19 protein-coding genes are annotated in these 25,698 nt (G+C 73.4%); 13 read left to right on the top strand and 6 right to left on the bottom strand.

All coding sequences use genetic code 11. From position 1 onward, the window contains the following. Positions 1-93 precede the first annotated feature (93 nt). Positions 94-999: a DNA-3-methyladenine glycosylase family protein gene (locus V2J85_RS39355; RefSeq protein ID WP_330824270.1), complete on the top strand. Its 906-nt coding sequence runs from the start codon at positions 94-96 to the stop codon at positions 997-999. A gap of 31 nt (positions 1,000-1,030) precedes the next feature. Here the strand turns inward: V2J85_RS39355 and V2J85_RS39350 are convergent, their stop codons facing one another. The 3 genes from V2J85_RS39350 to V2J85_RS39340 are packed head-to-tail and all read right to left on the bottom strand — an operon-like array spanning position 1,031 to position 3,849. After that, positions 1,031-2,356: a coenzyme F420-0:L-glutamate ligase gene (locus V2J85_RS39350; protein ID WP_261951119.1), complete on the bottom strand. Its 1,326-nt coding sequence runs from the start codon at positions 2,354-2,356 to the stop codon at positions 1,031-1,033. Continuing rightward, complete coding sequence (gene cofD / locus V2J85_RS39345; RefSeq protein WP_330824269.1) at positions 2,353-3,309, bottom strand: 2-phospho-L-lactate transferase; 957 nt, start codon at positions 3,307-3,309, stop codon at positions 2,353-2,355. The genes V2J85_RS39350 and cofD overlap by 4 nt, the downstream gene beginning before the upstream one ends. Positions 3,310-3,351: 42 nt before the next feature. Continuing rightward, positions 3,352-3,849 carry a cysteine dioxygenase gene (locus V2J85_RS39340; protein WP_261951121.1) on the bottom strand — a complete coding sequence of 166 codons (498 nt, stop codon included), beginning with the start codon at positions 3,847-3,849 and terminating at the stop codon, positions 3,352-3,354. Positions 3,850-4,553: 704 nt separating this feature from the next. Here V2J85_RS39340 and V2J85_RS39335 point away from each other — a divergent pair. The 3 genes from V2J85_RS39335 (at position 4,554) to V2J85_RS39325 (ending at position 10,479) form a co-directional block, all read left to right on the top strand. After that, positions 4,554-4,817, top strand: coding sequence for a WhiB family transcriptional regulator (locus V2J85_RS39335; protein WP_003983763.1), 264 nt, complete (start codon positions 4,554-4,556; stop codon positions 4,815-4,817). A 317-nt stretch (positions 4,818-5,134) separates the two neighbouring features. Then, on the top strand, positions 5,135-8,908 hold the full coding sequence (locus V2J85_RS39330) for a glycosyltransferase (protein ID WP_261951122.1): 3,774 nt from the start codon (positions 5,135-5,137) through the stop codon (positions 8,906-8,908). Continuing rightward, a complete protein-coding gene (locus V2J85_RS39325; protein WP_330824255.1) occupies positions 8,905-10,479 on the top strand; it encodes a DUF5719 family protein in 1,575 nt (524 codons plus the stop codon). Before V2J85_RS39330 ends, V2J85_RS39325 begins: the two co-directional genes overlap by 4 nt. A gap of 23 nt (positions 10,480-10,502) precedes the next feature. Here the strand turns inward: V2J85_RS39325 and V2J85_RS39320 are convergent, their stop codons facing one another. Next, complete coding sequence (locus tag V2J85_RS39320; RefSeq protein WP_030416046.1) at positions 10,503-10,958, bottom strand: metallopeptidase family protein; 456 nt, start codon at positions 10,956-10,958, stop codon at positions 10,503-10,505. 259 nt (positions 10,959-11,217) lie between these two features. Here V2J85_RS39320 and V2J85_RS39315 point away from each other — a divergent pair, with 259 nt between their 5' ends. From V2J85_RS39315 to V2J85_RS39290, 6 genes are all read left to right on the top strand, one after another. Further along, the gene (locus V2J85_RS39315) at positions 11,218-11,658 is read left to right on the top strand and encodes a DUF3499 domain-containing protein (protein ID WP_261951124.1); all 441 of its coding nucleotides are present in this window, start codon (positions 11,218-11,220) and stop codon (positions 11,656-11,658) included. A 523-nt stretch (positions 11,659-12,181) separates the two neighbouring features. After that, positions 12,182-13,540, top strand: coding sequence for a phosphomannomutase/phosphoglucomutase (locus V2J85_RS39310; protein WP_330824254.1), 1,359 nt, complete (start codon positions 12,182-12,184; stop codon positions 13,538-13,540). Positions 13,541-13,658: 118 nt separating this feature from the next. Further along, positions 13,659-13,841 carry a Trm112 family protein gene (locus tag V2J85_RS39305; protein WP_261951126.1) on the top strand — a complete coding sequence of 61 codons (183 nt, stop codon included), beginning with the start codon at positions 13,659-13,661 and terminating at the stop codon, positions 13,839-13,841. Between the two features lie 78 nt (positions 13,842-13,919). Next, entirely contained in the window at positions 13,920-15,062 is a 1,143-nt protein-coding gene (locus V2J85_RS39300) for an SIS domain-containing protein (RefSeq protein ID WP_330824253.1), read from the top strand. Positions 15,063-15,172: 110 nt separating this feature from the next. Next, complete coding sequence (gene manA / locus V2J85_RS39295) at positions 15,173-16,414, top strand: mannose-6-phosphate isomerase, class I (protein ID WP_330824252.1); 1,242 nt, start codon at positions 15,173-15,175, stop codon at positions 16,412-16,414. A gap of 255 nt (positions 16,415-16,669) precedes the next feature. Then, the gene (locus V2J85_RS39290; RefSeq protein ID WP_261951129.1) at positions 16,670-17,629 is read left to right on the top strand and encodes a cation diffusion facilitator family transporter; all 960 of its coding nucleotides are present in this window, start codon (positions 16,670-16,672) and stop codon (positions 17,627-17,629) included. Between the two features lie 425 nt (positions 17,630-18,054). Here the strand turns inward: V2J85_RS39290 and V2J85_RS39285 are convergent, their stop codons facing one another. After that, on the bottom strand, positions 18,055-20,307 hold the full coding sequence (locus V2J85_RS39285) for a fructose-specific PTS transporter subunit EIIC (protein WP_419836880.1): 2,253 nt from the start codon (positions 20,305-20,307) through the stop codon (positions 18,055-18,057). Between the two features lie 678 nt (positions 20,308-20,985). On the opposite strand from V2J85_RS39285, the gene ahcY reads away from it, so the two are divergent. Both ahcY and V2J85_RS39275 read left to right on the top strand, forming a co-directional pair. Further along, positions 20,986-22,443, top strand: a complete 1,458-nt coding sequence (ahcY, locus tag V2J85_RS39280; protein WP_330824250.1) for an adenosylhomocysteinase — start codon at positions 20,986-20,988, stop codon at positions 22,441-22,443. Positions 22,444-22,572: 129 nt separating this feature from the next. Next, complete coding sequence (locus V2J85_RS39275; RefSeq protein WP_261951132.1) at positions 22,573-23,187, top strand: hypothetical protein; 615 nt, start codon at positions 22,573-22,575, stop codon at positions 23,185-23,187. A 19-nt stretch (positions 23,188-23,206) separates the two neighbouring features. On the opposite strand, the gene V2J85_RS39270 is transcribed toward V2J85_RS39275, so the two are convergent. Next, a complete protein-coding gene (locus V2J85_RS39270) occupies positions 23,207-24,202 on the bottom strand; it encodes an RDD family protein (protein ID WP_330824249.1) in 996 nt (331 codons plus the stop codon). Positions 24,203-24,317: 115 nt separating this feature from the next. On the opposite strand from V2J85_RS39270, the gene V2J85_RS39265 reads away from it, so the two are divergent. Then, positions 24,318-25,325 carry a stage II sporulation protein M gene (locus V2J85_RS39265; RefSeq protein WP_330824248.1) on the top strand — a complete coding sequence of 336 codons (1,008 nt, stop codon included), beginning with the start codon at positions 24,318-24,320 and terminating at the stop codon, positions 25,323-25,325. Positions 25,326-25,698 lie beyond the last annotated feature (373 nt).

Raw genomic sequence — 25,698 nt, 5'->3', positions numbered from 1 at the left:
GCGTCCCGCACCCCCACCCCCGGCGTCCCGCGCCCCCGCCCCGGCGCCCCCGCACCCCCGCCCGCTGTCACCCCCATCGCCTACTCTGGCCGCATGCCCGCCCGCACCTGGGTCCCGCCCGGCCCGTACGACCTGCACCGCACCCTGGGGGTGCTGCAGCGCGGCCCGGGCGATCCGGCGTTCGCGGTGCGCGGCGGGGAGATCTGGCGCGCCTGCCGTACGCCCCAGGGACCCGGCACGCTGTGCGTCGCGGCCCGCCCGGCCGACGGCGAGGTGGTGGCCGAAGCCTGGGGCCCCGGCGCCGAGTGGCTGCTGGACCGGCTGCCGCAGCTGCTGGGGGAGGACGACGACCCGGCGCAGCTGACCGCCCGGCACCGCATCGTCCATGAGGCGCGCCGCCGCCACCCCGGCGTCCGGCTCGCCCGCACCGGCCTGGTCCTGGAATCGCTGATCCCCTCGATCCTGGAGCAGAAGGTCACCAGCGACGAGGCGTACCGCGCCTGGCGCCTGCTGCTCCAGCGGCACGGCGAGCCCGCGCCCGGCCCCTGGGAGCGGCTGCGGGTGATGCCCGATCCGCGCGGCTGGGCGCTGATCCCGTCCTGGGAGTGGCACCGCGCCGGCGTGGACGCCAAGCGCTCCACCGCGATCCTGCGCGCCGTACGGGTGGCCCGCCGGATGGAGGAGGCCGCGCGGATGGATCTGTCCGACGCCACCCGCCGGCTGACGGCGATCCCCGGCATCGGCCCGTGGACGGCCGCCGAGACGCTCCAGCGCGCCCTGGGCGCCCCGGACGCGATCACGGTCGGCGATCTGCACCTCCCGAAGATCATCGGCTACGCCCTCACCGGCCGCCGCGGCACGACCGACGCGGAGATGCTCGAACTCCTCGCGCCGTACGCCGGGCAGCGGCACCGCGCCGCCCGGCTGATCCTGCTCTCCGGGATCACCCCGCCGCGGCGCGCCCCCCGATTCCCGGTCGGCGACATCGCCCGCCTCTGAGCCCGGCGGGGTCCGGCCCGGGGGGGCCGCCTCAGCGCACGACCACGAAGTCGTCCGCGCTCCGTGCCGCCCGTGCCCGCGGTGCCTCGGCCGGACGGCCGATGGCCACCGCCCCCATCGGCTCCCAGTCGCCGGGCAGTCCCAGGACCTCCCGTACGACGTCCCGGCAGAACATCGTCGAGGAGATCCAGGCGGACCCCAGCCGCTCGCCCGCCAGCGCCACCAGGAAGTTCTGGATCCCCGCCCCGTGGGCGACGACGAACATCTCCCGCTCCGCCGCGTTGCGCCGCGCGTCCGGATAGGTGTGCGCGCCGTCCAGCACCATGCACGGCACCGCCAGATACGGCGCGTTGCGCAGCACGTCGCCGCGCCGCACCCGTTTGGCGATGGACTCCTCCGACTTGCCGTCGCCGCGCAGATCCGCGATCCAGGCGTCCCGCATCGCGTCCAGCAGCCGCTCCCGCGCCTCGGCCGACTCCAGCAGGACGAACCGCCAGGGCGTGGTGTGGTGCGGCGCCGGTGCGGTGACCGCCGCGGCCACCGCGCGCCGCACCGCCCCCGGGTCCACCGGGTCGTCCGTGAAGGCCCGCACCGTACGCCGCAGCGTCACCGCCTCGCGTACGGCCTCGGAGGTGCCCAGCCGGAACATGTCGTCCGCGGCGCCGCGCAGCATCGCCCGCGCCCCGTCACCGGTCTCCTCGACGACGTGCCCCAGCCCGCGCACCACCGCGACCGGCAGCCCGGCCGCCTTGCCCTTCACCAGGTCGCCCGCCGCGGCGAGTTCGTCGGCGGTGGCCACCACGGTCGCGCTGAGCGGATTGCCGTACGCGTCCGTGCCGCCGCGCAGATCGTCCAGCACCCGCACCCCGGCCGCCCCGATGGCGACGTCGGTCAGACCGCTGCGCCAGGGCCGCCCGGAGGTGTCGCTGATGACGACGCCGACGTCCACGCCGAGTTCGGTGCGCAGCCCGGCCCGCAGGGCGCGCGCCGAGGCGTCCGGGTCCTTCGGCAGCAACAGCACCGTGCCCGCGGGGGTGTTGGAGGCGTCGACGCCGGCCGCGGCCATCACCAGGCCCTGCCGGTTCTCGACGATCCGCAGCGCGCCGCGGCGGGCGACCAGCCGCACGGTCTCCCGGTCGATCGCCGCCTCCCGGTCGGTGGCCTCGACGATCCGCCCCTCGGCCTTGCTGACGATCTTCGACGTCACCAACAGCACGTCGCCGTCGGCGAGTTGGGGCGTGCCGTCGGCGGTCGCCGCGGCCGCGATCAGCTTCACCAGGTCGTCGCCGGGCCGCACCTCGCCGATCCCCGGCAGCGCCCAGACCCGGTACGCCGGCACATCGGCGTCGCCGGTCACGCCCGGACCTCCTCGGCCAGCGTCAGCGCCTCGCGCGCCATCGCGGCCGTGGCGTCCAGGTCGGTCATCATCAGCGGTACGGCCCGGCAGCGGATCCCGGCCGCCTCGACCTCGGCCACCGCGCCGGCGTCGACGGAGTCGACCAGCCAGCCGTCCAGCAGCCCCGAACCGTAGTGCCGGGCGACCGCCGCCGCAGTGGACTCCACGCCGACCGCCGCCAGCACCTTGTCCGCCATGCCGCGCACCGGCGCGTCCCCGACGATCGGCGAGAGCCCGATCACCGGCACCCCGGCGTCCGCGATCGCCTCGCGGATCCCGGGCACGGCGAGGATGGTGCCGACGCTGACGACGGGGTTGGACGGCGGGAAGAGGATCACGTCGGCGTCCCCGAGGGCCTCCAGGACCCCGGGCGCGGGCTTGGCCTGCTCGGCACCCACGGGGACCACGGCCCGCGCGTCCACGGAGGCGCGCAGCCGCACCCAGTACTCCTGGAAGTGCACGGCCCGCTGCTCGCCGTCCTCCTCGATGGCGACGTGGGTCTCGATCCGGTCGTCGGACATCGGCAGCAGCCGCACGCCGGGCTGCCACCGCGCACACAGCGCTTCGGTGACGGCGCTGAGCGGGAAGCCGGCGGCCAGCATCTGGGTCCGCACGATGTGGGTGGCGAAGTCCCGGTCGCCGAGGCCGAACCACTCGGGGCCGACGCCGTAGGCGGCCAGTTCCTCCTTGACCCGGAAGGTCTCGTCGGCGCGGCCCCAGCCCTGCTCCTCGTTGATGCCGCCACCGAGCGTGTACATCACGGTGTCGAGGTCGGGACACACCTTCAGGCCGAACAGGTGGATGTCGTCACCGGTGTTGCCGATGACGGTGATGTCCGCGTCCGGAGCCGCTGCCTTCAGTCCCCGCAGAAAGCGGGCGCCGCCGATACCGCCGGCCAGAACCACGATTCGCATGGAGCCAGTGTGTCAGCCGGGGAGGAGCCTGCGGGCCGGGGCTCAGGACGGGGTGGTCTCCCGGGCCGCCGTGGAGCAGTGGGGCGTGTCGTGCATGGGCATTTCGGTCAGACCGGGGAAGTAGACGTGCAGGCTGACCGCGGGCGTCAGGGAGTCGTTGACGACCTCGTGGACGTAGCCGGGGGCGAAGACCTTCTGGGTGCCGGCGGCGAGGGCACGCGGTCCGGCGGGACCGTGTTCGGTCAACTCGCCTTCCAGGACGGTCAGTACGCCGGAGGACCGCCCGTGGTCGTGCCGTCCGCTGCCCTGGCCGGGGAGCCAGCTCAGTAGCCACACTTCGTAGCCGGGCCCGGTGCGCAGCCGGTGGTACCAGCGCGTGGTGGCGTCGTAGCGGACGAGCGGGGCCCAGGCGGCGCGGTCCGCGGCGATGGCGCGGGCGAGCCCGACGAAGCCGGCGACGGTGTCCGGGTGCGCGGGGACGGGCGGCAGGAGGTGGGGGATGGCGAGCGGGTCGCCGGCGATCTGGACGTCGCTGTTCATCGGTTTCGGATTCCTCGGCGGAAGAGCTGGGGGGACCTCCCGGCCGTGGCCGGGGGAGGGTGCGGCCGGCGCGGGCGGTCCCTGTGGGGTGCGCGGCGCGGGCGGGAAATGCGGGGCGCTGCGGGGTGGTGCGAGCGGAGAAGCCGGAGCTCAGTGGCATCAACAGCTGGAACAGCGACAGCGAGCCTGCGCAGCGCAGAGCGACCCGTAGGCACGGGTCAGTCGGGGCGCGGCAGTCACTGGCATGGGGTCAAGGAGACCGGGTTCCCGGCGCGATGTCAACCGGATGTCTGGTTTGCCGCGAATCTTTCACTGCATCCGGTTACTCCGGCCGGAGAAAGGTTTGTGCAGTCCTGGACGCGGAGACATCGACCGGCAACCGCTGCTCCAAACGCCGTTGCGGTCCCGTGATCCGTCTGTGATCTTCCCCGCTTCGGCGCGCGGGGTGCAACGCGAATGCCGCCTGATCACGTCTCCATGGATGACTGCGGACGTGCCGGGGGGTACGCCCGGGGAAGTGTCCTGGTTTTTACTGATTTGAACACTTTCCGCATCCGCTTGGTTCCGCCGAGTGAATAAGAGGCTCAATAGCAGATCTCGGCTTGACTGGCCCGGATCACCACACTTGTAATTTCACTCGTGTCGTTCAGCCGAAATCGATCACGGCTTGATCACGGGGACGTAAAGACAGACGAGGGGCGCACATGACCGAGCTGTTCCAGGAATTGCTGGTCGAGGAGGCGGACGAGGAGCTCGGCTGGCAGGAGCGCGCACTGTGCGCCCAGACCGACCCCGAGTCCTTCTTCCCGGAGAAGGGTGGCTCCACCCGCGAGGCGAAAAAGGTCTGTCTCGCCTGTGAAGTCCGGTCCGAGTGCCTCGAATACGCCCTCGCCAACGACGAGCGCTTCGGTATCTGGGGCGGTCTGTCGGAGCGCGAGCGGCGCCGGCTCAAGAAGGCCGCCGTCTGACCGTGACGAGTCAGCCACCCCTGCCCAGGGCGCGCGGTCTTTCGGACCCCGCCGCCGCACCGCCCCAACTCCCCATATCCCCCTATAGCGAACACTCCGCCTCCAGCGCACCGGGCGCCGGAGGCGGACTGCTGTGTACGGGCCCGGTCGGGGCACCGGCACGAACCATTAGTGTGGGGCCCCGTCCGAGATGCGCCGCCGCCCACCGGGGCGCGCGCGTCGCCTCGTAGTCCGTCGCAGTGTCTTCCGGGGGCGGGGCCTGAAAGCGACTTCGCCACGGGCCTTCGAACTCCCGGGTCCGGAGGGCCCGTACCTCGATGTCCGTGCACAGCCAGTCGGCGGCGCAGGCCGCCTCATATGCAGCCGCCACGCCAGAGTTCCCGCGGCACGTCGTCACCGCCGTGATCGTCTCCCACGACGGCGCCCGCTGGCTGCCCGACGCGCTCACCGGCCTCCTCGGCCAGGAACGCCCGGTGCAGAACGCCATCGGCGCCGACACCGGCAGCGCGGACCACTCCGCGCAGCTGCTCGGCGAATCCCTCGGCGACGAACGCGTACTGCACCTCGCCCGCCGCTCCGGATTCGGCACCGCCGTCGACGAGGCGGTCCGCACCGCCCCCGTGCTCGGTCCGGACGACCTGCCGTACCTGCGCCGCCCCAGCGGCTGGGACCCGGTCAGCCGCACCTGGCGCGACGAGGCCTACGACATGCCGGAACTGCCGCACGGCGAACCGGTCCAGTGGCTGTGGCTGCTGCACGACGACTGCGCGCCCGAGCCGGACGCCCTCGCCGAACTGCTGCGGGTCGCCGACGCCAGCCCCTCGGCCGTCATCGTCGGCCCCAAGCTGCGCAGCTGGTACGACCGCCGCCAGCTGCTCGAAGCCGGCGTCAGCATCGCCCGCAGCGGCCGCCGTTGGACCGGCCTGGACCGCCGCGAACAGGACCAGGGCCAGCACGACCAGGTACGCCCGGTGCTGTCGGTCTCCACCGCCGGCATGCTCATCCGCCGCGACGTCTACGAGGAGTTGGGCGGCTTCGACCGCCGGCTGCCCCTGATGCGCGACGACGTCGACCTGTGCTGGCGCGCCCAGGCCGCCGGCCACCAGGTCCTCGTCGCCCCGGACGCGGTCCTCCGGCACGCCGAGGCCGCCGCCCGCGAACGCCGCCCCATCGACTGCGTCGGCCGCTCCGTCGCCAACCCGCACCGCGTCGACAAGGCCGGCGCCGTCTACACCCTGCTCACCAACACCCGCGGCGCCCTCCTCCCGTACGTCCTGCTGCGGCTGCTGCTCGGCACCCTGCTGCGGGTCATCGCCTACCTCGTCGGCAAGGTTCCCGGCCAGGCACTCGACGAACTCGCCGGCCTCTTCGGCACCCTGCTGCGGCCCGGCAAGATCCTCGCCGCCCGCAAACGCAGAGGCCGCCCCGCGGTGGAGGCGAGCGAGCTGCGGCCGCTCTTCCCGCCGCCCGGCGCGACCGTCCGGGCCACCGTCGAGCAGATCGCCGGCAACCTCGCCGGCCGGGCCGCCCCCGACGTGGCCTCGGCCGGCCGGCACGGCGCCGTCGAATCCGGGCCCGGCGGCGACGACGCCGACTTCCTGGAGATCGAGCAGTTCGCCCGGCTCAAGCGGATCGCCCGCAAACCGGCCCCGGTCCTCTTCCTCGTCCTGCTGGTCGTCTCGCTGATCGCCTGCCGCGAACTGCTCGGCTCCGGCGCCCTCAGCGGCGGCGCACTGCTGCCCGCCCCCGGCAGCGTCTCCGACCTGTGGTCGGCGTACCTCGACAGCTGGCACGCGGTCGGCACCGGCGACGGCGCCGCCGCACCGCCCTACCTGGCCGTCGTCGCCCTGGTCTCCAGCGTCTTCCTCGGCTCCACCGGCTTCACGCTGACCCTGCTGCTGGTGTGCTCCGTCCCGCTGGCCGGCCTCACCGCCTACTTCGCCTCCCGCCCGCTGGTCGCCTCCCGGCTGCTGCGGGCCTGGGGCAGCATCGCCTACGCCTTCCTGCCCGCCGCGGCCGGCGCACTGGCCGGCGGCCGGCTCGGCACCGCCGTCCTCGCGATCGTGCTGCCCCTCATGGCGCGCGCCGCGATCGCCGCGAGCGGACTCCGGCTCCCCCTCGGCACCCGCCCCAGCTGGCGCGCCACCTGGGCGTACGCCCTGCTGATCACCTTCACCGCGGCCTTCACCCCCGTGGTCTGGCCGATGGCCGTACTCCTCGGCGTCGGCCTGCTGGTGCTGCGCCTCCTCGATGGCAGCCGGGACCAGATCGTCGCCTACGGGCTGCGGTTCCTGGCCGTGGTCCTCGCCCCGCTCGTCGTGCTCGCCCCCTGGTCGCTGTCCCTGCTGACCCACCCGTCCCGCTTCTTCCAGGAAGCCGGCCTCGACTACGGCACCGGCTCCGCCTCCGTCCTCGACCTCATCGGGCTCAGCCCCGGCGGCCCCAAGGCCACCGGCGGGCTGCTGCTCCTCGGCATCGTGCTCGCCGCGCTCGCCGCGACCCTGCGCGACGCCCGCCAGCTCGCCATCCGCACCGCCTGGGCCGTCGCCCTCACCGGCCTGCTCTTCGCCGCGCTCGGCAACGGCTCCGGCTGGACCGGCCCCGCCGTCCTCGTCTACGGCCTGGCCCTGCTCTGTGCCGCCGCCCTCGGCGCCGAGGGCATCCGCACCCGCATGGCCAGCCTCGGCTTCGGCTGGAAGCAGCCGGTCGCCGTGCTGATCGCGCTGGCGTCCGTGCTCGCCCCGCTCTACGCCGCGGTCAGCTGGATGATCAGCGGCGCGGCCGGCCCGCTCCAACGGCGCGGCCCCGAGCAGGTCCCGGCGTTCGTCGCCGAGGAGTCCGGCAGCGCCGACCGGCCCCGCACCCTCGTCCTCGACGGCACCCCCGGCCACGTCTCCTACACCCTCGTCCGCGGCTCCGGCGCCCGCCTCGGCGACGCCGACCTGGCCGCCGAGGCCGGCGAGGACAAGCGGTTCGGCGGCATCGTCGCCCACCTCGTCGCCGGCTCCGGCGCCGACCAGACCAACCAGCTCGGCGGCTACGCGGTCCGCTACGTCCTGGTCAAAAGCGGCGCCCCGCGCGAGATGGGCCGCGTCCTGGACGCCACCCCGGGCCTGACCCGGCTCAGCCAGGAGGACGGCAGCGCCCTGTGGCGCGTCGACCGCCGGGTCTCCCGGGTCTCGATCGTCCCGCCCCAGGCCCAGGACGGCACCACCGCCGGCGAGGCCGCCGCGCCCACGGCCGTCGCCGCCGGGCCCGTCGAGGCGCACACCAAGCTGCCCGCCGGACCCGCCGGCCGGGTGCTGCGCCTCGCCGACGCCGCCGACGAGGGCTGGCAGGCCACCCTCGACGGCACCCCGCTCAAGCCCGTCACCGTCGACGGCTGGGCCCAGGGCTTCACCCTGCCCTCCAACGGCGGCCGGCTCGACCTCACCCACGAGAACCCGCTCGGCCACACCCTCTGGCTGTGGGCCCAGGGCCTGCTCGCCGTCGTCCTGGTCGTCCTCGCCCTGCCCGGCCGCCGCCGCGAGATCGACGACGACCTGCCCGAGGACACCGCCGCCGCGCAGGCCGCCGCGGCCACCGGCGACGGCCGCCGGGCCCGCCGGCTGCGCGCCCAGGCCGAGGCCGAGGCCGAAGCCGCCGGCACCCCCGACCCGGCCGGCGCCGGCATCCCGGCCGCCCGCACCGGCGAGGAGCCGCCCGCCCCGGCCGCCGACCCGGCGGCCCCCCAGGACCCCGCCGCGACCGCCGACCCGTACGCGGCCGTACCGCAGCAGCCCTCCTACGAGGACTGGCCGGCCGCCCCCGGCCAGCACGCGGCCGAGCAGCAGCCCTACGACCCGTACCAGGGCACGCAGTACGGCGACCAGTACCCGCAGGCGGACCCGTACCAGCCCACCGGCACCTACCCCGGCGACCCCTACCAGGCCGGCGCCTACGACCCGTACGGCTACGCCCAGCAGCCGTACCCGGACGGCACGCCGCAGCCCCAGCAACAGCCCTACGACGACGGCACCGTGTACCCGGGGTACTCCGGGCCCCCCGGCTCCTACCCCGAGCCGCGCCGTGACGGGAGCGACCAGCAGTGAAGCGCACCATGACGTCCCTGATCGGCGCGGCCGCCGCGCTGGCCGCGGTCACCGGCATCGCCGCCGTCGCGGCCCCCGGCGGCGCCCCGAAAACCCCCGGCGGCGCCACCCGGCTGCCCGTCCAGCGCTCCGCGCTGCTCTGCCCCCCGCCCACCTCCTCGGAGGTCGGCGAGACCACCTACACCGCCTTCGCCCCCCAGGGCGCCGCGGCCGGCGCCGACACCAAGAAGGGCACCGCGAAGCTGCTGCCCGCCGGGACCGTGAAGGCCGCCGGCGCCGGCGACGGCAAGAAGGACGGCAAGAAGAAGGGCGGCACATCCAAGACCGCGGACACCGGCCGGACCGCCGTACCGCCCACCGACACCAAGCCCGTCGTCCCCCTCCGGCAGGCCGGCAAGCCGGTCACCACGTCCACCGACCGGGCCGACGCCCCCGCGCTCGTCGGCGCGGCCGACGGCACCCTCGCCCCCGGCTGGACCGTCCAGCAGACCACCACCGTCGCGGCCGGCGCCGGCCGCGGTCTGCTCGGGCTGAGCTGCCCCACCCCCGACACCACGTTCTGGTTCCCCGGCGTCAGCACCGCCACCGACCGTCAGGACTACGTCCACCTCACCAACCCCGACAACACGCCCGCCGTCGTCGACCTCGAACTCCACGGCAAGGACGGCTCGTTGGGCGGCTCGGCCGGCGAGGACATCACCGTCCCCCCGCACACCACCGTCCCCGTCCTGCTCTCCACCCTCACCACCCGCCCCGCCACCAACGCCACCCTGCACGTCCTCGCCCGCGAGGGCCGGGTCGGCGCCGCCGTCCAGGCCACCGACAGCAAGCTCGGCAGCGACTGGCTGCCGCCCGCCGCCGACCCGGCCCCGAGCGCGGTCCTCCCCGGCATCCCCAAGGACGCCACCTCCGTCCGGCTGGTCGCCCTCGCCCCCGGCGAGGCCGACGCCGACCTGAAGGTGCAACTCGCCACCCCCACCGGCCTGATCACCCCGGCCGGCCTGGAGACGCTGCACCTCAAGAGCGGCATGACCACCGCGGTGGACCTCAAGGACGTCACCAAGGGCGAGGCCGGCTCCCTGGTGCTCACCCCCACCGACCCCGGCGCGAAGGCCCCCGTCTCGGCGGCGCTGCGGGTCACCCGCGGCAAGGGCGGCAACCAGGAGATGGCCTTCATCCCCGCCACCCGCCCGGTGGAGAAGCGGGCCACCGCCGCCGACAACGGGGCCAAGGGCAGCACCCTGTCGCTGGTCGCCCCCGAGAAGGGCAAGGACGCCAAGGTGAAGGTCACCGCCTCCGCGGGCAGCGACGGCGGCACCCCGGTCACCAAGACGTACACGGTCAAGGGCGGCACCACCCTCGACATCGACCCGCCCCGCCCCCAGGGCCTCAAGGGCAGCTACGCCCTCACCGTGGAGCCCGAGTCCGGCAGCGGCCCCGTCTACGCGGCCCGGATGCTCGCCCGCCCCCAGGGCGGCGTGCCCGCCTTCACCGTCCAGCCGCTGCCCGACGACCGCGGCTCGGTGGTGGTCCCCACCGCCGGCCAGGACCTCTCCCTGCTCACCGACTGACGCGCGGGCCCCGCGCTACGGCCTCACTCCTGCCCGTAGCGCGGGTCCACCGACTCCGGAGCCAGCCCCAGCAGATCGGCGACCTGCTCGACGACCACCTCGTGCACCAGCAGCGCCCGCTCGTCCCGGCTCTTCGTACGGATCTCCACCGGCCGCCGGTAGATCACGATCCGGTCGCGATGTCCGCCCGCCGCCGGCAGCACCCGCCCCAGCGGCACGCTCTCCTCGTCGACCGGCCCCTCCCCGCCGTCCGGCCCGAAGCCGGGCACCTCGACCACGAGGAAGTCGACCTGGGCCAGCTGCGGCCAGCGCCGCTCCAGCCGGTCCCGCGAGTCGTAGACGAGGTCCACGAAGGCGTCCGCGCGGGTCACCGACAGCGGCACCTGAGGCGGCGCGATCGGGCCGCGCATGCCGCGGCCGTGACGGTCGCGGCGGCGGAGCCGCGGCTCCGCCGGTCGGGGAGGTACGGGCCTGTCCATCAGCATCGAGCGTAGCCGTCACGGACCGCCGGAATCCGCAGACCGCCACAAGACGCGGCATGTCGCAGGCTGACCGGACCGGTCCGAATCGGTTTCGTTTCCCTCCCCACATCAGATCGCGGAACTCCCGCCGAATGGCCGGAAATGCACTAACTCATGAGGGTATTCCCTCCCGCGCACCGACCGTCCCGCCCCACCCGCCCCAGGACGGGCCGAGCGGGTGCAGGTCAGACGCATCGGACGAAGCGGGACGACACGGTTGGGTGAGCCGGGGGAGAGTCGTCGCGGCCCGCTCAAGAGTGCGGTACCGTCCAACGTCGTGAGCCCTGTACGTCGCTGTTCGCGCACTGCGTGCGGCCGCCCCGCCGTCGCAACGCTGACGTACGTCTATGCGGACTCGACCGCCGTGCTCGGACCGCTCGCCACCTACGCCGAACCGCACTGCTACGACCTGTGCGCCGAGCACTCCGAGCGGCTGACCGCGCCCCGCGGCTGGGAGGTCGTCCGCCTCGCCATCGACTCCGGCCCGGCCCGCCCCAGCGGCGACGACCTCGAAGCCCTGGCGAACGCGGTCCGCGAGGCCGCCCGCCCCCAGGAACGCGAACGCGCGGCCGGCGCGGATGCCCCACCCGGCGACCGCGCCCCCATGGAGGTGGCCCGCCGCGGCCACCTCCGCGTACTCCGGTCCCCGGAGTCATAGCCCCACCCGTCCGCTGCGCTTGGCTTTTGCCTCCTACGTACCTGTCTGCTGCGCCGCGGGTCACCTCGCCGTTGCGCTTTGCGGCGCCCCGCACGTAGTTGGCCGTCCCGCCGCGGGGCTTGGTCGCCGTTGCGCCTGGCGGCGGGCGTTTGTGTTTTGGGTGCGGTGCCGGCCCTCCAGACTTCGTCCTCCGGTTCAGCCCCTCCCGTGAGTGGGAGGTAAGAGCTGGTTGGGGGCGGGCCTGGTCTGTTGCCTGCGCGCAGGTGGGCATTACCTGCACCCCCACCATCGTTTTCTTCCCCTCTCACGGGAGGGGACGGGCCGGAGGGGCCGGTTGTGTGGACGTAAAGCGTCAGCAGTCCACACAAGCGGCCCCGGAGGCCCGTCACCGCACCCGACAACCACCTGGCCCGCCGCAGGCGCAACGGCGAGAAACCACCGCGGCGGGACAGCCAGGTACGTGGGCGGAACGGCAAAGCGGATAGGTTGGGAGGTCCCGAACACACCCCAGGAGGACCGGCCCGTGACCGACCTGTCGCACATCGTCAAGGCATACGACGTCCGCGGTGTCGTCCCCACCCAGTGGGACGAACCGCTCTCCGAGCTGTTCGGCGCGGCCTTCGTCGAGGTCACCGGCGCGGACGCGATCGTGATCGGACATGACATGCGGCCCTCCTCGCCGGGCCTGGCCGGGGCCTTCGCGCGCGGTGCCGCGGCCCGCGGCGCCGACGTCACCCTGATCGGCCTGTGCTCCACCGACGAGCTGTACTTCGCCAGCGGCTCCCTCGGCCTGCCCGGCGCCATGTTCACCGCCTCGCACAACCCCGCCCAGTACAACGGCATCAAGATGTGCCGGGCCGGCGCCGCCCCGGTCGGCCAGGACACCGGCCTCGCCGACATCCGCGCCCTGGTCGAGCGCTGGTCCGACGAGGGCGCCCCCGAGCCGGCCGCCACCCCCGGCACAGTCGGCGAACGCGATGTGCTCGCCGACTACGGCACCCACCTGCGCAGCCTGGTCGACCTCAGCGCGATCCGCCCCCTGAAGGTCGTCGTGGACGCCGGCAACGGCATGGGCGGCCACACCGTCCCCACCGTCTTCGCCGGCCTGCCGCTCGAACTCGACGCCCTGTACTTCGAGTTGGACGGCTCCTTCCCCAACCACGAGGCCAACCCGCTCGACCCGAAGAACATCGTCGACCTCCAGGCCCGGGTCCGCGAGACCGGCGCCGACCTCGGCATCGCCTTCGACGGCGACGCCGACCGCTGCTTCGTCGTCGACGAGAACGGCGACCCGGTCTCCCCGTCCGCGATCACCGCCCTGGTCGCCGCCCGCGAGCTGGCCAAGCACCCCGGCTCCACCGTCATCCACAACTGCATCACCTCCTGGTCCGTCCCCGAGGTCGTCCGGGAGAACGGCGGCGCCCCGGTCCGCACCCGCGTCGGGCACTCGTTCATCAAGGAGGAGATGGCCAAGACCGGCGCCGTCTTCGGCGGCGAGCACTCCGCGCACTACTACTTCCGCGACTTCTGGAACGCCGACACCGGCATGCTCGCCGCCCTGCACGTCCTCGCCGCCCTCGGCGGCCAGGACCGCCCGCTGTCCCAGCTGGTCGCCGAGTACGACCGCTACGCCGCCTCCGGCGAGATCAACAGCACCGTCGACGACCAGGCCGGCCGGCTCGCCGCGATCAAGGCCGCCTACCAGGGCCGCGAGGGCATCACCCTCGACGAACTGGACGGCCTGACCGTCACCGCCGACGACTGGTGGTTCAACGTCCGGCCCTCCAACACCGAGCCGCTGCTGCGCCTGAACGCCGAGGCCCGCGACGCCGACACCGTCGCCCGGGTCCGCGACGAGGCCCTGGCGATCATCCGCGGCTGACCCCTCCCACGGGCGGGGCACCCGCCCCGCCCGTCCCGCCACACCCCGCCGAGCAGGCCGCGCCCGCCCCACCGGCGGTACGCTGGCCACGCCGCAACCACCCGAAGGAGCAGCGCCCATGCCGGTCGAAGCCAGCTTGATCCAGATCCTCGCCTGCCCGGCGTGCCACGCCCCCCTGGAGGACCGGACCGGCACCGACCCGGCCGAGCTGATCTGCACCTCCGGCGACTGCGGCCTCGCGTACCCCGTCCGGGACGGCATCCCCGTACTCCTCGTCGACGAGGCACGCCGCCCCGCCTGACCCGGGCCCGCCGGGCCCGCGGGTCCGGCACCGCCCGGCACAACCCGCCCGCACCGGCGATCGGAGGCCGCGCCCACCATGCTCGACGAGTCCCTCCTCGACACCCCCGACGCGCTGGCCGGCGCCGACCGCTTCGGCCTGCTGCGCGGCGTCGCCGAAGCCGGCGCCCGGGCCCGCACCGCCGCCCGCAGCGCCGCCGAATCCGGCATCCCCGAGCTGACCCCCGACGGACGGCCGCGCTCCGTCCTCGTCGCCGGCCCCGGCCCCGCCGCGGCCGGCGTCGCCGACCTGTTGCGCGCCCTCAGCGGCGGCAGCTGCCCGGTCAGCCTCATCCAGCCCACCGGCGTCGCCCCGATGCCCGGCGCACTGCGCTGGACGCTGCCCGGCTGGGCCGGCCCGCTCGACCTGCTGCTTCTCGCCGGCCCGGACGCCTCCGACCCGGGCCTCGCCGAACTCGTCGAACAGGCCTACCGCCGCGGCTGCGCCGTCGTCGCCGTCACCCCCGCCGGCGGCCCGCTCGCCGACGCCGTCATCCAGGCCCGCGGCCTCGCCGTCCCGCTCGCCACCACCGCCTACGACACCGAGTTCGACGTCGAGGGCGCCCCGCCGGCGGCCCCCGGCACCCTCTGGTCCGTCCTCATCCCGATGCTCTCGCTCGCCGACCGGATCGGCCTGATCAGCGCCCCGCAGGACGCCCTCGGCAAACTCGCCGACCGCCTCGACCACCTCGCCGAACGCTGCGGCCCGGCCATCCCCACGTACTCCAACCCCGGCAAGGTCCTCGCCGCCCACCTCGCCGACGCGCTCCCGCTCATCTGGACCGAGGGCACCGTCGCGCACGCCGTCGGCCGGCACTTCGCCACCGAACTCGCCGGACTCGCCGGCCGCCCCGCCCTCGCCGCCGAACTCCCCGAGGCGCTCACCACCCACCGCACCCTGCTCGCCGGCGCCCTGGCCCCCGGCACCGACGCGGACGACTTCTTCCGCGACCGCGTCGAACAGCCCACCACGACCACCCTGCACGCCCGGGTCGTCCTGCTGCGGGACCAGGAGCCCGACGCACTGTCCGCCACCCGCGCCGCCAGGGCCCTCGCCGAGGAACGGGATGCCGCCCTCACCGAGCTCCAGCCCGACCCCGGCAGCGAACTGGAGATGGCCGCGGAACTACTCGCCATCGCGGATTTCGGTGCCGTTTACCTGGCGCTCGCCGGCACCGAGTGATCTTTGACGGCCGGCCCGCACGCCCGGGCCGGCCGGCCCGCACCCGTGGGCCCGCGAGCCGCACCCCGCGCGCCCGCCGCCGCCCCGTACGACCTCAGGAAGCAGCACCCATGGACCGCCTCGCCAACACCGTGCGCCCCTACGCCTGGGGCTCCACCACCGCCATCCCGGAGCTCCTCGGTACCGCACCCACCGGCGAGCCCCAGGCCGAGATGTGGATGGGCGCCCACCCCGGCGCCCCCTCCCGCCTCGACCGCGGCACCGGCCCCCGCTCCCTCGCCGAGATCATCGACGCCGACCCCGAGGCCGAACTCGGCCCCGGCGCGGTCCGCGCCTTCGGCCCCCGGCTGCCCTTCCTGCTCAAGCTGCTCGCCGCCGGCTCACCGCTCTCCCTCCAGGTCCACCCCGACCTGGCCCAGGCCCGCGAGGGCTTCGCCGACGAGGAGCGGCGCGGCGTGCCGCTCGACGCCCCGCACCGCAACTACAAGGACGCCAACCACAAGCCCGAGCTGATCTGCGCCCTCACCCCCTTCGAGGGCCTGTGCGGCTTCCGGCACCCCGCACAGACCGCCGACCTCCTCGAAGACCTCGGCGTCGACGACCTCACGCCGTACGTCGACATCCTGCGCGCCAGCCCCGAGGCGGACGCACTGCGCGAGGTCCTCACCGCCGTCCTCAGCGCCGAGCACCACGCCATCTCCGACACCGTCGAGCGCACCGCCGTCGCCGCCGGCCAACTCGCCGCCAAGGGCGGGCCGCACGCCGACGCCTACGCCGCCTATGCCGGCCTCGCCCACCACTACCCCGGCGACCCCGGCGTGCTCGCCGCCATGCTCCTCAACCACGTCCGGCTCCAGCCCGGCGAGGCCCTCTTCCTCGGCGCCGGCATCCCGCACGCCTACCTCAGCGGCCTCGGCGTCGAGCTGATGGCCAACTCCGACAACGTGCTGCGCTGCGGGCTGACCCCCAAGCACGTCGACGTCCCCGAACTCCTGCGGGTGGTCCGCTTCGAAGCCAGCGACGCGGGCGTCCTCCGCCCCGAGGACATCGGCGGCGAGGAGGTCTACGACACCCCCGTCGACGAGTTCCGGCTCTCCCGCTTCGTCCTCGCCCCCGGCGCCGCCCCGCACCCGCTCGCCTCCGCGACCCCGCAGATCCTGCTGTGCACGGCGGGCACGGTCCGCCTCCACGCCGACCGGGACGGCCAGTTGGCCGGCGGACCGGCGGACGGACCGGCGGAGGGACCGGCCGAACTGGCCCTGGCTCCGGGCGAGTCCGCCTTCGTACCGGCCGGCGAGCGGATCACGCTCAGCGGGGAGGGCACGCTCTTCCGGGCGACGGTGGTGGCGTAGGCCGGGGCGCGTCCCTGGTGGCGGGCCTCGATGGTGGCGCAGCGCGACCGCGACCGCACGGGGAGTCCGCCCGGGGACCGCACGGGAGTCCGCCCGGGGACCGCACGGGAGTCCGTCCGGGGGCCGCACGGAAGTCCGTCCGCCAGGTGGCCTCCCCGCATCCGCCGGACGCCGGGCTGCAACAATGACCGCCGCACAGCATTAAAGGGGCGGTAAAGCGGCGAGCCCCGTCGACGGAAGGGACATGCGGCACTCATGAGCGCATCAGGCGGGACAAAGGCGATCGTTGCGGCGCTGGGCGCCAACCTGGCGATCGCCGCAGCGAAGTTCGTGGCCTTCGCCTTCAGCGGCTCGTCCTCGATGCTGGCCGAAGGCGTGCACTCCATCGCGGACTCCGGCAACCAGGGCCTGCTGCTGCTCGGCGGGAAGAAGGCCCAGCGCGCGGCCACCGAGGAACACCCCTTCGGCTACGGCCGCGAGCGCTACATCTACGGCTTCCTGGTCTCCATCGTCCTGTTCACCATCGGTGGCGTCTTCGCCCTCTACGAGGGCTACGAGAAGATCCACGACCCGCACCCGCTGGAGAGCTGGTACTGGCCGATCGGCGTCCTGGTCTTCGCCGTGATCGCCGAGGGCTTCTCGTTCCGCACGGCCATCAAGGAGTCCAACGAGCTGCGCGGCAAGCAGACCTGGACCCAGTTCGTACGCCGCGCCAAGGCCCCCGAGCTGCCGGTCGTGCTGCTGGAGGACTTCGGCGCCCTGGTCGGCCTGGTCCTCGCCCTGGGCGGCGTCGGCCTCACCCTCCTCACCGGCAACGGCATCTGGGACGGCATCGGCACCATGTGCATCGGCACGCTGCTGGTGCTGATCGCGCTCGTCCTGGCCGCGGAGACCAAGTCGCTGCTGCTCGGCGAGGCGGCCGGTCCCGAGCAGGTCGCCAAGATCCGCGCCGCGGTCGCCGACGGTGACGTCGTCACCCGCGTCATCCACATGCGCACGCTCCACCTCGGCCCCGAGGAACTGCTCGTCGCCGCCAAGATCGCGGTCCAGCACGACGACACCGCGACCCAGATCGCCGACGCCATCAACGCCGCCGAGGCCCGCATCCGCGAGGCCGTCCCGATCGCCCGCGTCATCTACCTCGAACCGGACATCTACGACGAGACGACCGCCGCCAAGGGCCCCGACCCGGCCAAGACCCCGGGCGGCCACTGACCCGCAGGCGCTGCCCGGTACCTGATCATGGGCGGGCCCCGCACTCCGCTGAAGTGGAGCGCGGGGGCCCGCCCATCTGCCCTCCCTGCGGGAATACCGCCCCGCCGCCGCCGCGTTGACGGCCCCGAGGGGGCCCTCGCACCCCCTACGGGATCCGTTCGCCCCCGCCTTACGGGATCTTCCGCCGCCCTACCGGGTCCCCTCCGGACGCCGGCACAACCTCGGAGACCGGGACTAGCTCCCCAGCGGAAGCAGGGAATACCGCCCCGCCGCTGCCGCGTTGAGGGCCCCGAGGGGGCTCTCGCACCCCCTACGGGATCCGTTCGCCCCCGCCCTACGGGTCCTCCCCACCCCCGCCCTCCGGATCCCTTACTGGATCTCCCGGCCCTTACTGGATCTACTGGATCTACTGGATCTCCCGGTCCCTACCGGATCTCCCCGAGAACGCCCAGCAGCGCCTCCGTGTCCACCGCCTCCTGCAGCCGCGCCCGGAAGCCCGCGTCCATCAGCTTCCGCGACAGCAGTGCCAGGATCCGCAGATGCTCGTCCCCGGCCGCCGCCTCCGGCACCGCGATCAGAAAGACCAGCCGGGCCGGCGTGCCGTCCAGCGAACCCCAGTCGATTCCCTCCGCGGACCGCGCGAACCCGACGACCGGCGCGCTCACCGCGTCCGTCTTGGCGTGCGGAATGGCGATCTCCTCGCCGAGCCCGGTGGTGCCCTGCGCCTCCCGCGCCAGTGCCACCCGCACCAGTTCGGCCACGTCCGTCACCCGGCCGGTGCCCGCCACCAGGTCCGCCATCTCGCGGATCGCCGCTTCCTTGTCGTCGGCGGCGAGCTCCGTCTTGACGGTTTCCGCGGTGAGATACCCCGAGAGCACCTCAGCGGGGACGTCACCCGGGACGCCGGCAGCCGACTCGGGAGCCTCAACAGCCGTCGCAGCCGACTCCGCGGCCCCAGCACGTCCCCCAGCATTCTCAGCAGCCACTCCAGCCCCAGCCGCAGAAGCCACCCCCGCCCTGCCAGCCGTGACCGCCCCACCGGCCGTGACCGCCCCACCGGCCGTGACCGCCCCACCGGCCGTGACCGCCCCACCGGCCGTGACCGCCCCACCGGCCGTGACCGCCCCGCCGACCGCAACTGCCCCGGCCGCCGCGACCGGCTCGGCCGCCGCGACCGCCCCCGCCATCACGGCCGTCTCGCCCACCACAGCCACCTCGTCCACAACATCTGACACAGGGCCCGCTGCGACAGCCGCCCGGCCCTTCCGCCGCTCCGAAAGATCCACCAGCGTCACCGTCGTCAGAGCCGTGACCACCGCCCCGATCACCACGGCGAGGAAGAACGCCGGCACCCCGCCGACCGCCCCCAGCACCGCCACGATCGGCCCGCCGTGCGGCACCGCGTCCGTCACCCCGGTCATCCCCGCGACCGCACCGGCCACCGCGCCACCGAGCATGTTCGCCGGAATGACCTGGGCGGGCCGGGCCGCGGCGAACGGAATCGCGCCCTCCGAAATCCCGAAGAGCCCCATGAACAGCGCCGCCATGCCCGTCTCGCGCTCCTGCTGGGAGTACAGCCGACGCCGGACCAGCGCGGCCAGCCCCTGCCCCAACGGCATGACCGGAATCGCCGCGGCACACATCCCCATCACCGTCTGGTTACCGGACGCGATCAGCCCCGCGCCGAACAGGAACGCGGTCTTGTTGACCGGACCACCCATGTCGAACGCGATCATCAGTCCGAGGATCGCGCCGAGCAGGATCGCGCTCGACCCGGTCATCCCGCCGAGCCACCCCGTGAGGTGCGTGAACACCCAGGCGACCGGCTTGCCGATCACGTAGATGAAGAACAGCCCGAGCGCCGTGGTCGCCACGATCGGGATCACGATGATCGGCATGATCGGCTGCACGAACTTCGGGACCCTGACCTTCTTGATCCACTGCACCAGATAGCCGGCCAGGAACCCGGTGACGATCGCGCCTATGAAACCCGCGCCCGCCTTGGAGTCGTACAGCGCGCCCGTATTGGCGATCCAGCCGCCGATCATGCCCGGCACCAGCGCCGGCCGGTCGCCGATCGCGTAGCCGATGTAGCCGGACAGGATCGGCACCATCAGCGTGAAGCCGATGACCCCGACGTCATTGACGTGCTTCCAGAACGAGCCGTCCGGGATCACCAGACCGCCGTCCGCCTGCGGATGCCCGCCCAGCGCGAGCGATATCGCGATCAGCAGCCCGCCGACCACCACGAACGGGATCATGTAGCTGACCCCGTTCATCAGCGCCTTGTACGCGACGCTGCGTTCCTTGCCGCCGCTCCCGGACGCCGTCGCCGCCCCGGCCGCCGCACGGTCGCCGGTGCCGGCGCCACCGCCGTCCCCACCCCCGTACACCGGCGCGCTCCGCACCCGCTCGATCAGCTGCTCGGGGTGGTGGATGCCCTCGGCGACCCCGACCGCCAGCACCCTCTTGCCGGCGAACCGGCCGCGGTCGACGTCCTTGTCCGCCGCGATGATGATCCCGTCCGCGTCTCTGACATCGTTGTCAGACAGTACGTTCTCAGCCCCGATGGAACCCTGGGTCTCCACCTTGATCTGATGGCCGAGCGACCGGGCCGCCCGGGTCAGTTTCTCGGCGGCCATATACGTGTGGGCGATCCCGGTCGGGCAGGCCGTCACTGCGAGCAGCTTCAGCCCCTGCCCGCCGGTCCCCGCGCCCTCGGGGGGATCAGCTGGACTCGTGGTCACGTGGTTCTCCTCACGAACATGCGCGGTCGTGCAGACGTTCTGGCTCTGGCGCTCCAGGCATCCTGCATGACGACCCCGCCTCCGCAAAGCCCTCCCGCCACACCTTCCGTCCCCCCTCGCGCGCCGTCGCGCAGACCGTTCCGCACCCTTCGCGAGCCTTTGCGCACAGGCCACTTGGCCCCCTCGCAAGCCCTCCGCCTCCGGTGCCCCGTACCGCCGGGATTCGCCCCGCGACCTGTGTCGTCCCGCCCCACGCCGCCCATCTGCAGCACCCGCACCATCCGCCGGTCGGCCGCCCCCGTCCTGGCCGGGACCGCACGGAACCGGCCCTCCCGGCCCCCTCCGGGCTGGGGTTCACTGGGCCGATCGGTGTAGATTCGTGACCAGTGCCAGACGTCGCTGCTGATGGCGGTCGGTCGGCCCGCCCCGCGGACCGGCCGAGGGAGAGAGGGCCTCCGACGGACTGCGCTGCGGCCAGGGGACAGGTGTGTCCGGAGAGGCGAGTCGGCCTCTGCGTACGCTCCTTCCGTCAGCTACCGCTGGCGAACCCCAGCCCGCGCCGCAGACTGCCCAGCCCGAAACCACGCGACGCTTCGAGGAGCAGCCCGCATGACGACAGCAGCCACCGGCCAGGACTTCAAGGTCGCCGACCTGTCCCTCGCCGCCTTCGGCCGCAAGGAGATCACCCTCGCCGAGCACGAGATGCCCGGTCTGATGGCGATCCGCAAGGAGTACGCCGCCGCGCAGCCGCTGGCCGGCGCCCGTGTCACCGGCTCGCTGCACATGACCGTGCAGACCGCCGTCCTGATCGAGACCCTGGTCGCCCTCGGCGCCGAGGTCCGCTGGGCGTCCTGCAACATCTTCTCCACCCAGGACCACGCCGCCGCGGCCATCGCCGTCGGCCCCAACGGCACCCCGGACAACCCCCAGGGCGTCCCGGTCTTCGCCTGGAAGGGCGAAACCCTCGACGAGTACTGGTGGTGCACGGAGCAGGCGCTGACCTGGCCGAACTCGCCCACCGGCGGCCCGAACATGATCCTCGACGACGGCGGCGACGCCACCCTCCTCGTCCACAAGGGCGTCGAGTACGAGAAGGCCGGCAAGGTCCCCGCCGTCGAGACCGCCGAGAGCGACGAGCACCGCGCCATCCTGGAGCTGCTCACCCGCACCCTCGCCGAGAACCCGCAGAAGTGGACCAAGCTGGCCTCGGAGATCCGCGGTGTCACCGAGGAGACCACCACCGGCGTGCACCGTCTCTACGAGATGCAGCGCGACGGCGAGCTCCTCTTCCCCGCGATCAACGTGAACGACGCCGTCACCAAGTCGAAGTTCGACAACAAGTACGGCTGCCGGCACTCCCTCATCGACGGCATCAACCGCGCCACCGACGTCCTGATCGGCGGCAAGACCGCCGTCGTCTGCGGCTACGGCGACGTCGGCAAGGGCTGCGCCGAGTCCCTGCGCGGCCAGGGCGCCCGCGTCATCATCACCGAGATCGACCCGATCTGCGCCCTGCAGGCCGCCATGGACGGCTACCAGGTCACCACCCTCGACGAGGTCGTCGAGACCGCCGACATCTTCGTCACCACGACCGGCAACAAGGACATCATCCTGGCGTCCGACATGGCGCGGATGAAGCACCAGGCGATCGTCGGCAACATCGGCCACTTCGACAACGAGATCGACATGGCCGGCCTGGCGAAGCTCCCCGGCATCGTCAAGGAAGAGGTCAAGCCGCAGGTCCACACCTGGACCCACCCCGACGGCAAGGTCCTGATCGTGCTGTCCGAGGGCCGCCTGCTGAACCTGGGCAACGCCACCGGTCACCCGTCCTTCGTGATGTCCAACTCCTTCGCGGACCAGACGCTGGCCCAGATCGAGCTGTTCACCAAGCCGGAGGAGTACCCGACCGACGTCTACGTCCTGCCCAAGCACCTGGACGAGAAGGTCGCCCGTCTCCACCTCGACGCCTTGGGCGTCAAGCTCACCGAGCTCCGCCCGGACCAGGCCGCCTACATCGGCGTCTCCGTCGAGGGCCCGTACAAGCCCGACCACTACCGCTACTGATACCGAGCACCACGCTCCAGCAGCCGGTTGACCAGGCCCTCGCCATTCACGGCGGGGGCCTGGCCCGTACCGGCCCGCACCGCCCCCGACGCGCACCGAACCGTCGCCGCTCGAAGGACTGCACCCCTCATGCCCCGCGGCCGCTACTCCCTCCACGATCCGCACGATCACACCCCCCTCGGTGAAGAACACTTCCACTGCGCCACCGGCCCCTCCGGCTGGCGCTACGTCTCCCAGATCACCGCCCCTTCCGGCGACCACATCGGCTCCGTCGACCTCACCCTCGACGACCTCGGCCGCCCCATCCGGCTCGAACTCCACGCCTCCGCCTGGCAGGTCCGCGGCGCCGCCCTGGACGGCGTCACCTGGGTACGCACCGACCCCACCGGCACCCACGCCACCGAAGGCAATGCCCGCGCCCACGCCTTCACCGGCGCGTCCCCCGCCTTCCTCATCGCCACTGCCCGGCTGCTGCGCCCGACCCTCGGCGCCGGCGCCGTCCGCGCCCGCCTCGTCGCCTTCACACCCCCCGTCCTCGCCCCCCGCACCCTCGATCAGTCCTGGGCCCTGCTCAACAGCACACCACACGCCACTGACAACGCCCCGCTCATCGCGGACGAGTACCAGGTCAACGACCTGGAGACCGGCGAACAGCACACCGTTCACCTCACCGGCGACGTGGTCCTCTCCGCCCCCGGCATCGAACTCGAATCCCTCGACTCCCCGCCGTCCACCTTCACCTGAGCCGGCCGCCGCCCCGCCCTCACCTAGGCGGCGCGAACCCCGTACGCGGCGGCCGCGACTCCGACGGGACAGCCGGCCCGGAAGCCACGGACGCCGAGGGACCGGGAGAAACGGGCCCCGCCGAGGGACCCGAAGAAGGAGCGGGACCGGAAGACGGCGGCGAAGACGGCAGCGAGGGCGACGACCAAGAAGCCCCCGGCGCAGCCCCTGCCGGAGCTCCCGAAGGCTCGAACGGCGGGGCGTAGACCCCATGACTCGCCGACGCCGCCCCGAACGCCCGCCGCGACTCCCGCCCCTGCCGCTCCCCGGCCACCGCCGCCAGGTACGCCGCCGGATGCACCCCCGCCGGCACCGGCACCCCGGTGAACCGCCGGAGATCCTCCGCCAGCCGCCCCGCCATCGCCGCCCCGACCTGCGCGTCCAGCTGCCCCATCCGCGCCAGGTACTGCCGGAGGGTCAGCCACCACGCGTCCGGCACCCGCGACAGATCCAGCGCCCCGAGCTCCGCCACCAGCCACGGAGGAGGCGGCGGCAGCGCAGCCCCCACCTCGGCCGCCGGCATCCGCTCCCGTATCACCAGCGTCCCGGCGAACACGTCCCCCACCCGGCGCCCCCGCGCCGACACCAGCGAGGCGATCGCCGCCACCACCCCCATGGTCAGCACGATCTCGATCGCCCCCATGGCGCCCCGCACCAGCGCGTGCCGGAACCGGATCGGCCCGCCGTCCTCCCGTACGACCCGCAGCCCGCAGATCACCTTGCCCAGCGACCGCCCATGGCTCAGCGTCTCGATCACGATCGGAATCCCGACCTGCACCAACAGGAACGCCGCCACCGACACGGCAGCCACCGCCGCGCTGTCCATCGACGACGTCGCGCTGACCAGCAGCATCGACACCGCGATGTACACGCTCCAGGCCACGGCCACATCGACCGCGATCGCCAGCCCCCGGCTCGGCAGCCTCGCCGGCCGCAGCCCCAGCACCACCGCTTCACCCGTGACGAGCTCACTCACGCCGCGCCCACTCCCTCTCGCTCCCCGAAACCCCGCCCGCACCACGCCGGGCCCGGCCAGTCTGCCAAGCTGACTGCGCACTCACCCACCACGGCGCTGCGAGGAGCGACCCCGTATGGACCTCGATGTCTTCATCGCGGCACACCGCGCCGAATGGGACCGCCTCGACGCCCTCCTGCACCGCAAGCGCCGCCTCACCGGCGCCGAGGCCGACGAACTGGTCGCCCTCTACCAACGCACCACCACCCACCTCTCCCTCCTCCTCTCCAGCGCCCCCGACCCCGCGCTGACCACCCGCCTGACCTCCCTGGTGGCCCGCGCCCGCAGTACGGTCACCGGCGCCCGCAAGGCTTCCTGGCGGGACACCGCGCGCTTCTTCACCACCGCCTTTCCGGCAGCGGTCTACCGCCTGCGCCACTGGTGGATCCCCACCGCGGTCCTCTCCACCGTGGTGGCCGCCCTCCTCGGCTGGTGGATAGCCGCCCACCCCGAGGTTCAGGCGGCCATCGGCGCCCCCGACGACCTCCGCGCCATGACCCGCCCCGGTGGCGAGTACGAGACGTACTACTCCAGCCACCCCGCCACTGCCTTCGCCGCCCAGGTATGGACGAACAACGCCCAGGCCGTCGCGATGTGCCTGGTACTCGGCGCCTTCCTCGGACTCCCCGTCCTCTGGATCCTCTTCCAGAACATGCTCAACCTCGGCGTCGGCATCGGCCTGATGTCCTCGGCGGGCCGCCTCGACACCTTCCTGGGCCTGATCCTTCCGCACGGCCTCCTGGAGCTGACCGCCGTCTTCATCGCCGCCGGCATCGGCCTCCGCCTCGGCTGGACTCTCATCGATCCGGGTCCTCGGACCCGCCGCGCCGCCCTGGCCCAGGAAGGCCGCTCGGCCCTCGGCGTGGCCATAGGACTCGCCGCCGTCCTCTTCGTCTCCGGCGCCCTCGAAGCCTTCGTCACCCCCTCCGGCCTGCCCACCTGGGCCCGCATCGGCATCGGCACCGCCACCGAGCTGGCGTTCCTGCTCTACGTGCAGGTGCTGGGCGGCCGCGCGGTACGCGCCGGCGCCACAGGAGACCTCGACCCCTCCGATCGCGACGCCACCCTCCCCACCGCCGCGTGATGTGCGCAGAGCCCCGCTGACCTGCTAATCTCCTCTTCGCCCCGACACCCGTTGACACGAGCCGTCGGGGGAGGTAGATTCGAACGGTTGCAACGAACTGGACAAGTTCATCAGCGACAGTTAGTCTCTTCTCCGCTTCGCCCAGAATCCAGAATTCGACGAAGCGCAACCGACTACTTACCGGAAGCCCCGGCCGATTCAATTCGCCCGAAACGCTTCTGATAAAGTCGGAAAAGCCAAAAGGCTAACCCCCTCCGACGGGGAATCGGAAACGAATTCGGACCGGTCAACGGAACGAACAAGATCTGATAGAGTCGGAAAGGCCGAAAAGCGAAAGCGAAGCGGCCGAGCCCGCTCCAACAGGGCGCCGGAG

The organism is Streptomyces bugieae, assembly GCF_036352915.1.
Taxonomy (GTDB): Bacteria; Actinomycetota; Actinomycetes; order Streptomycetales; family Streptomycetaceae; genus Streptomyces; species Streptomyces endophytica.
Note: the sequence above shows the minus strand (reverse complement) of the source record. Positions and strands in the feature narration are given on the sequence as shown.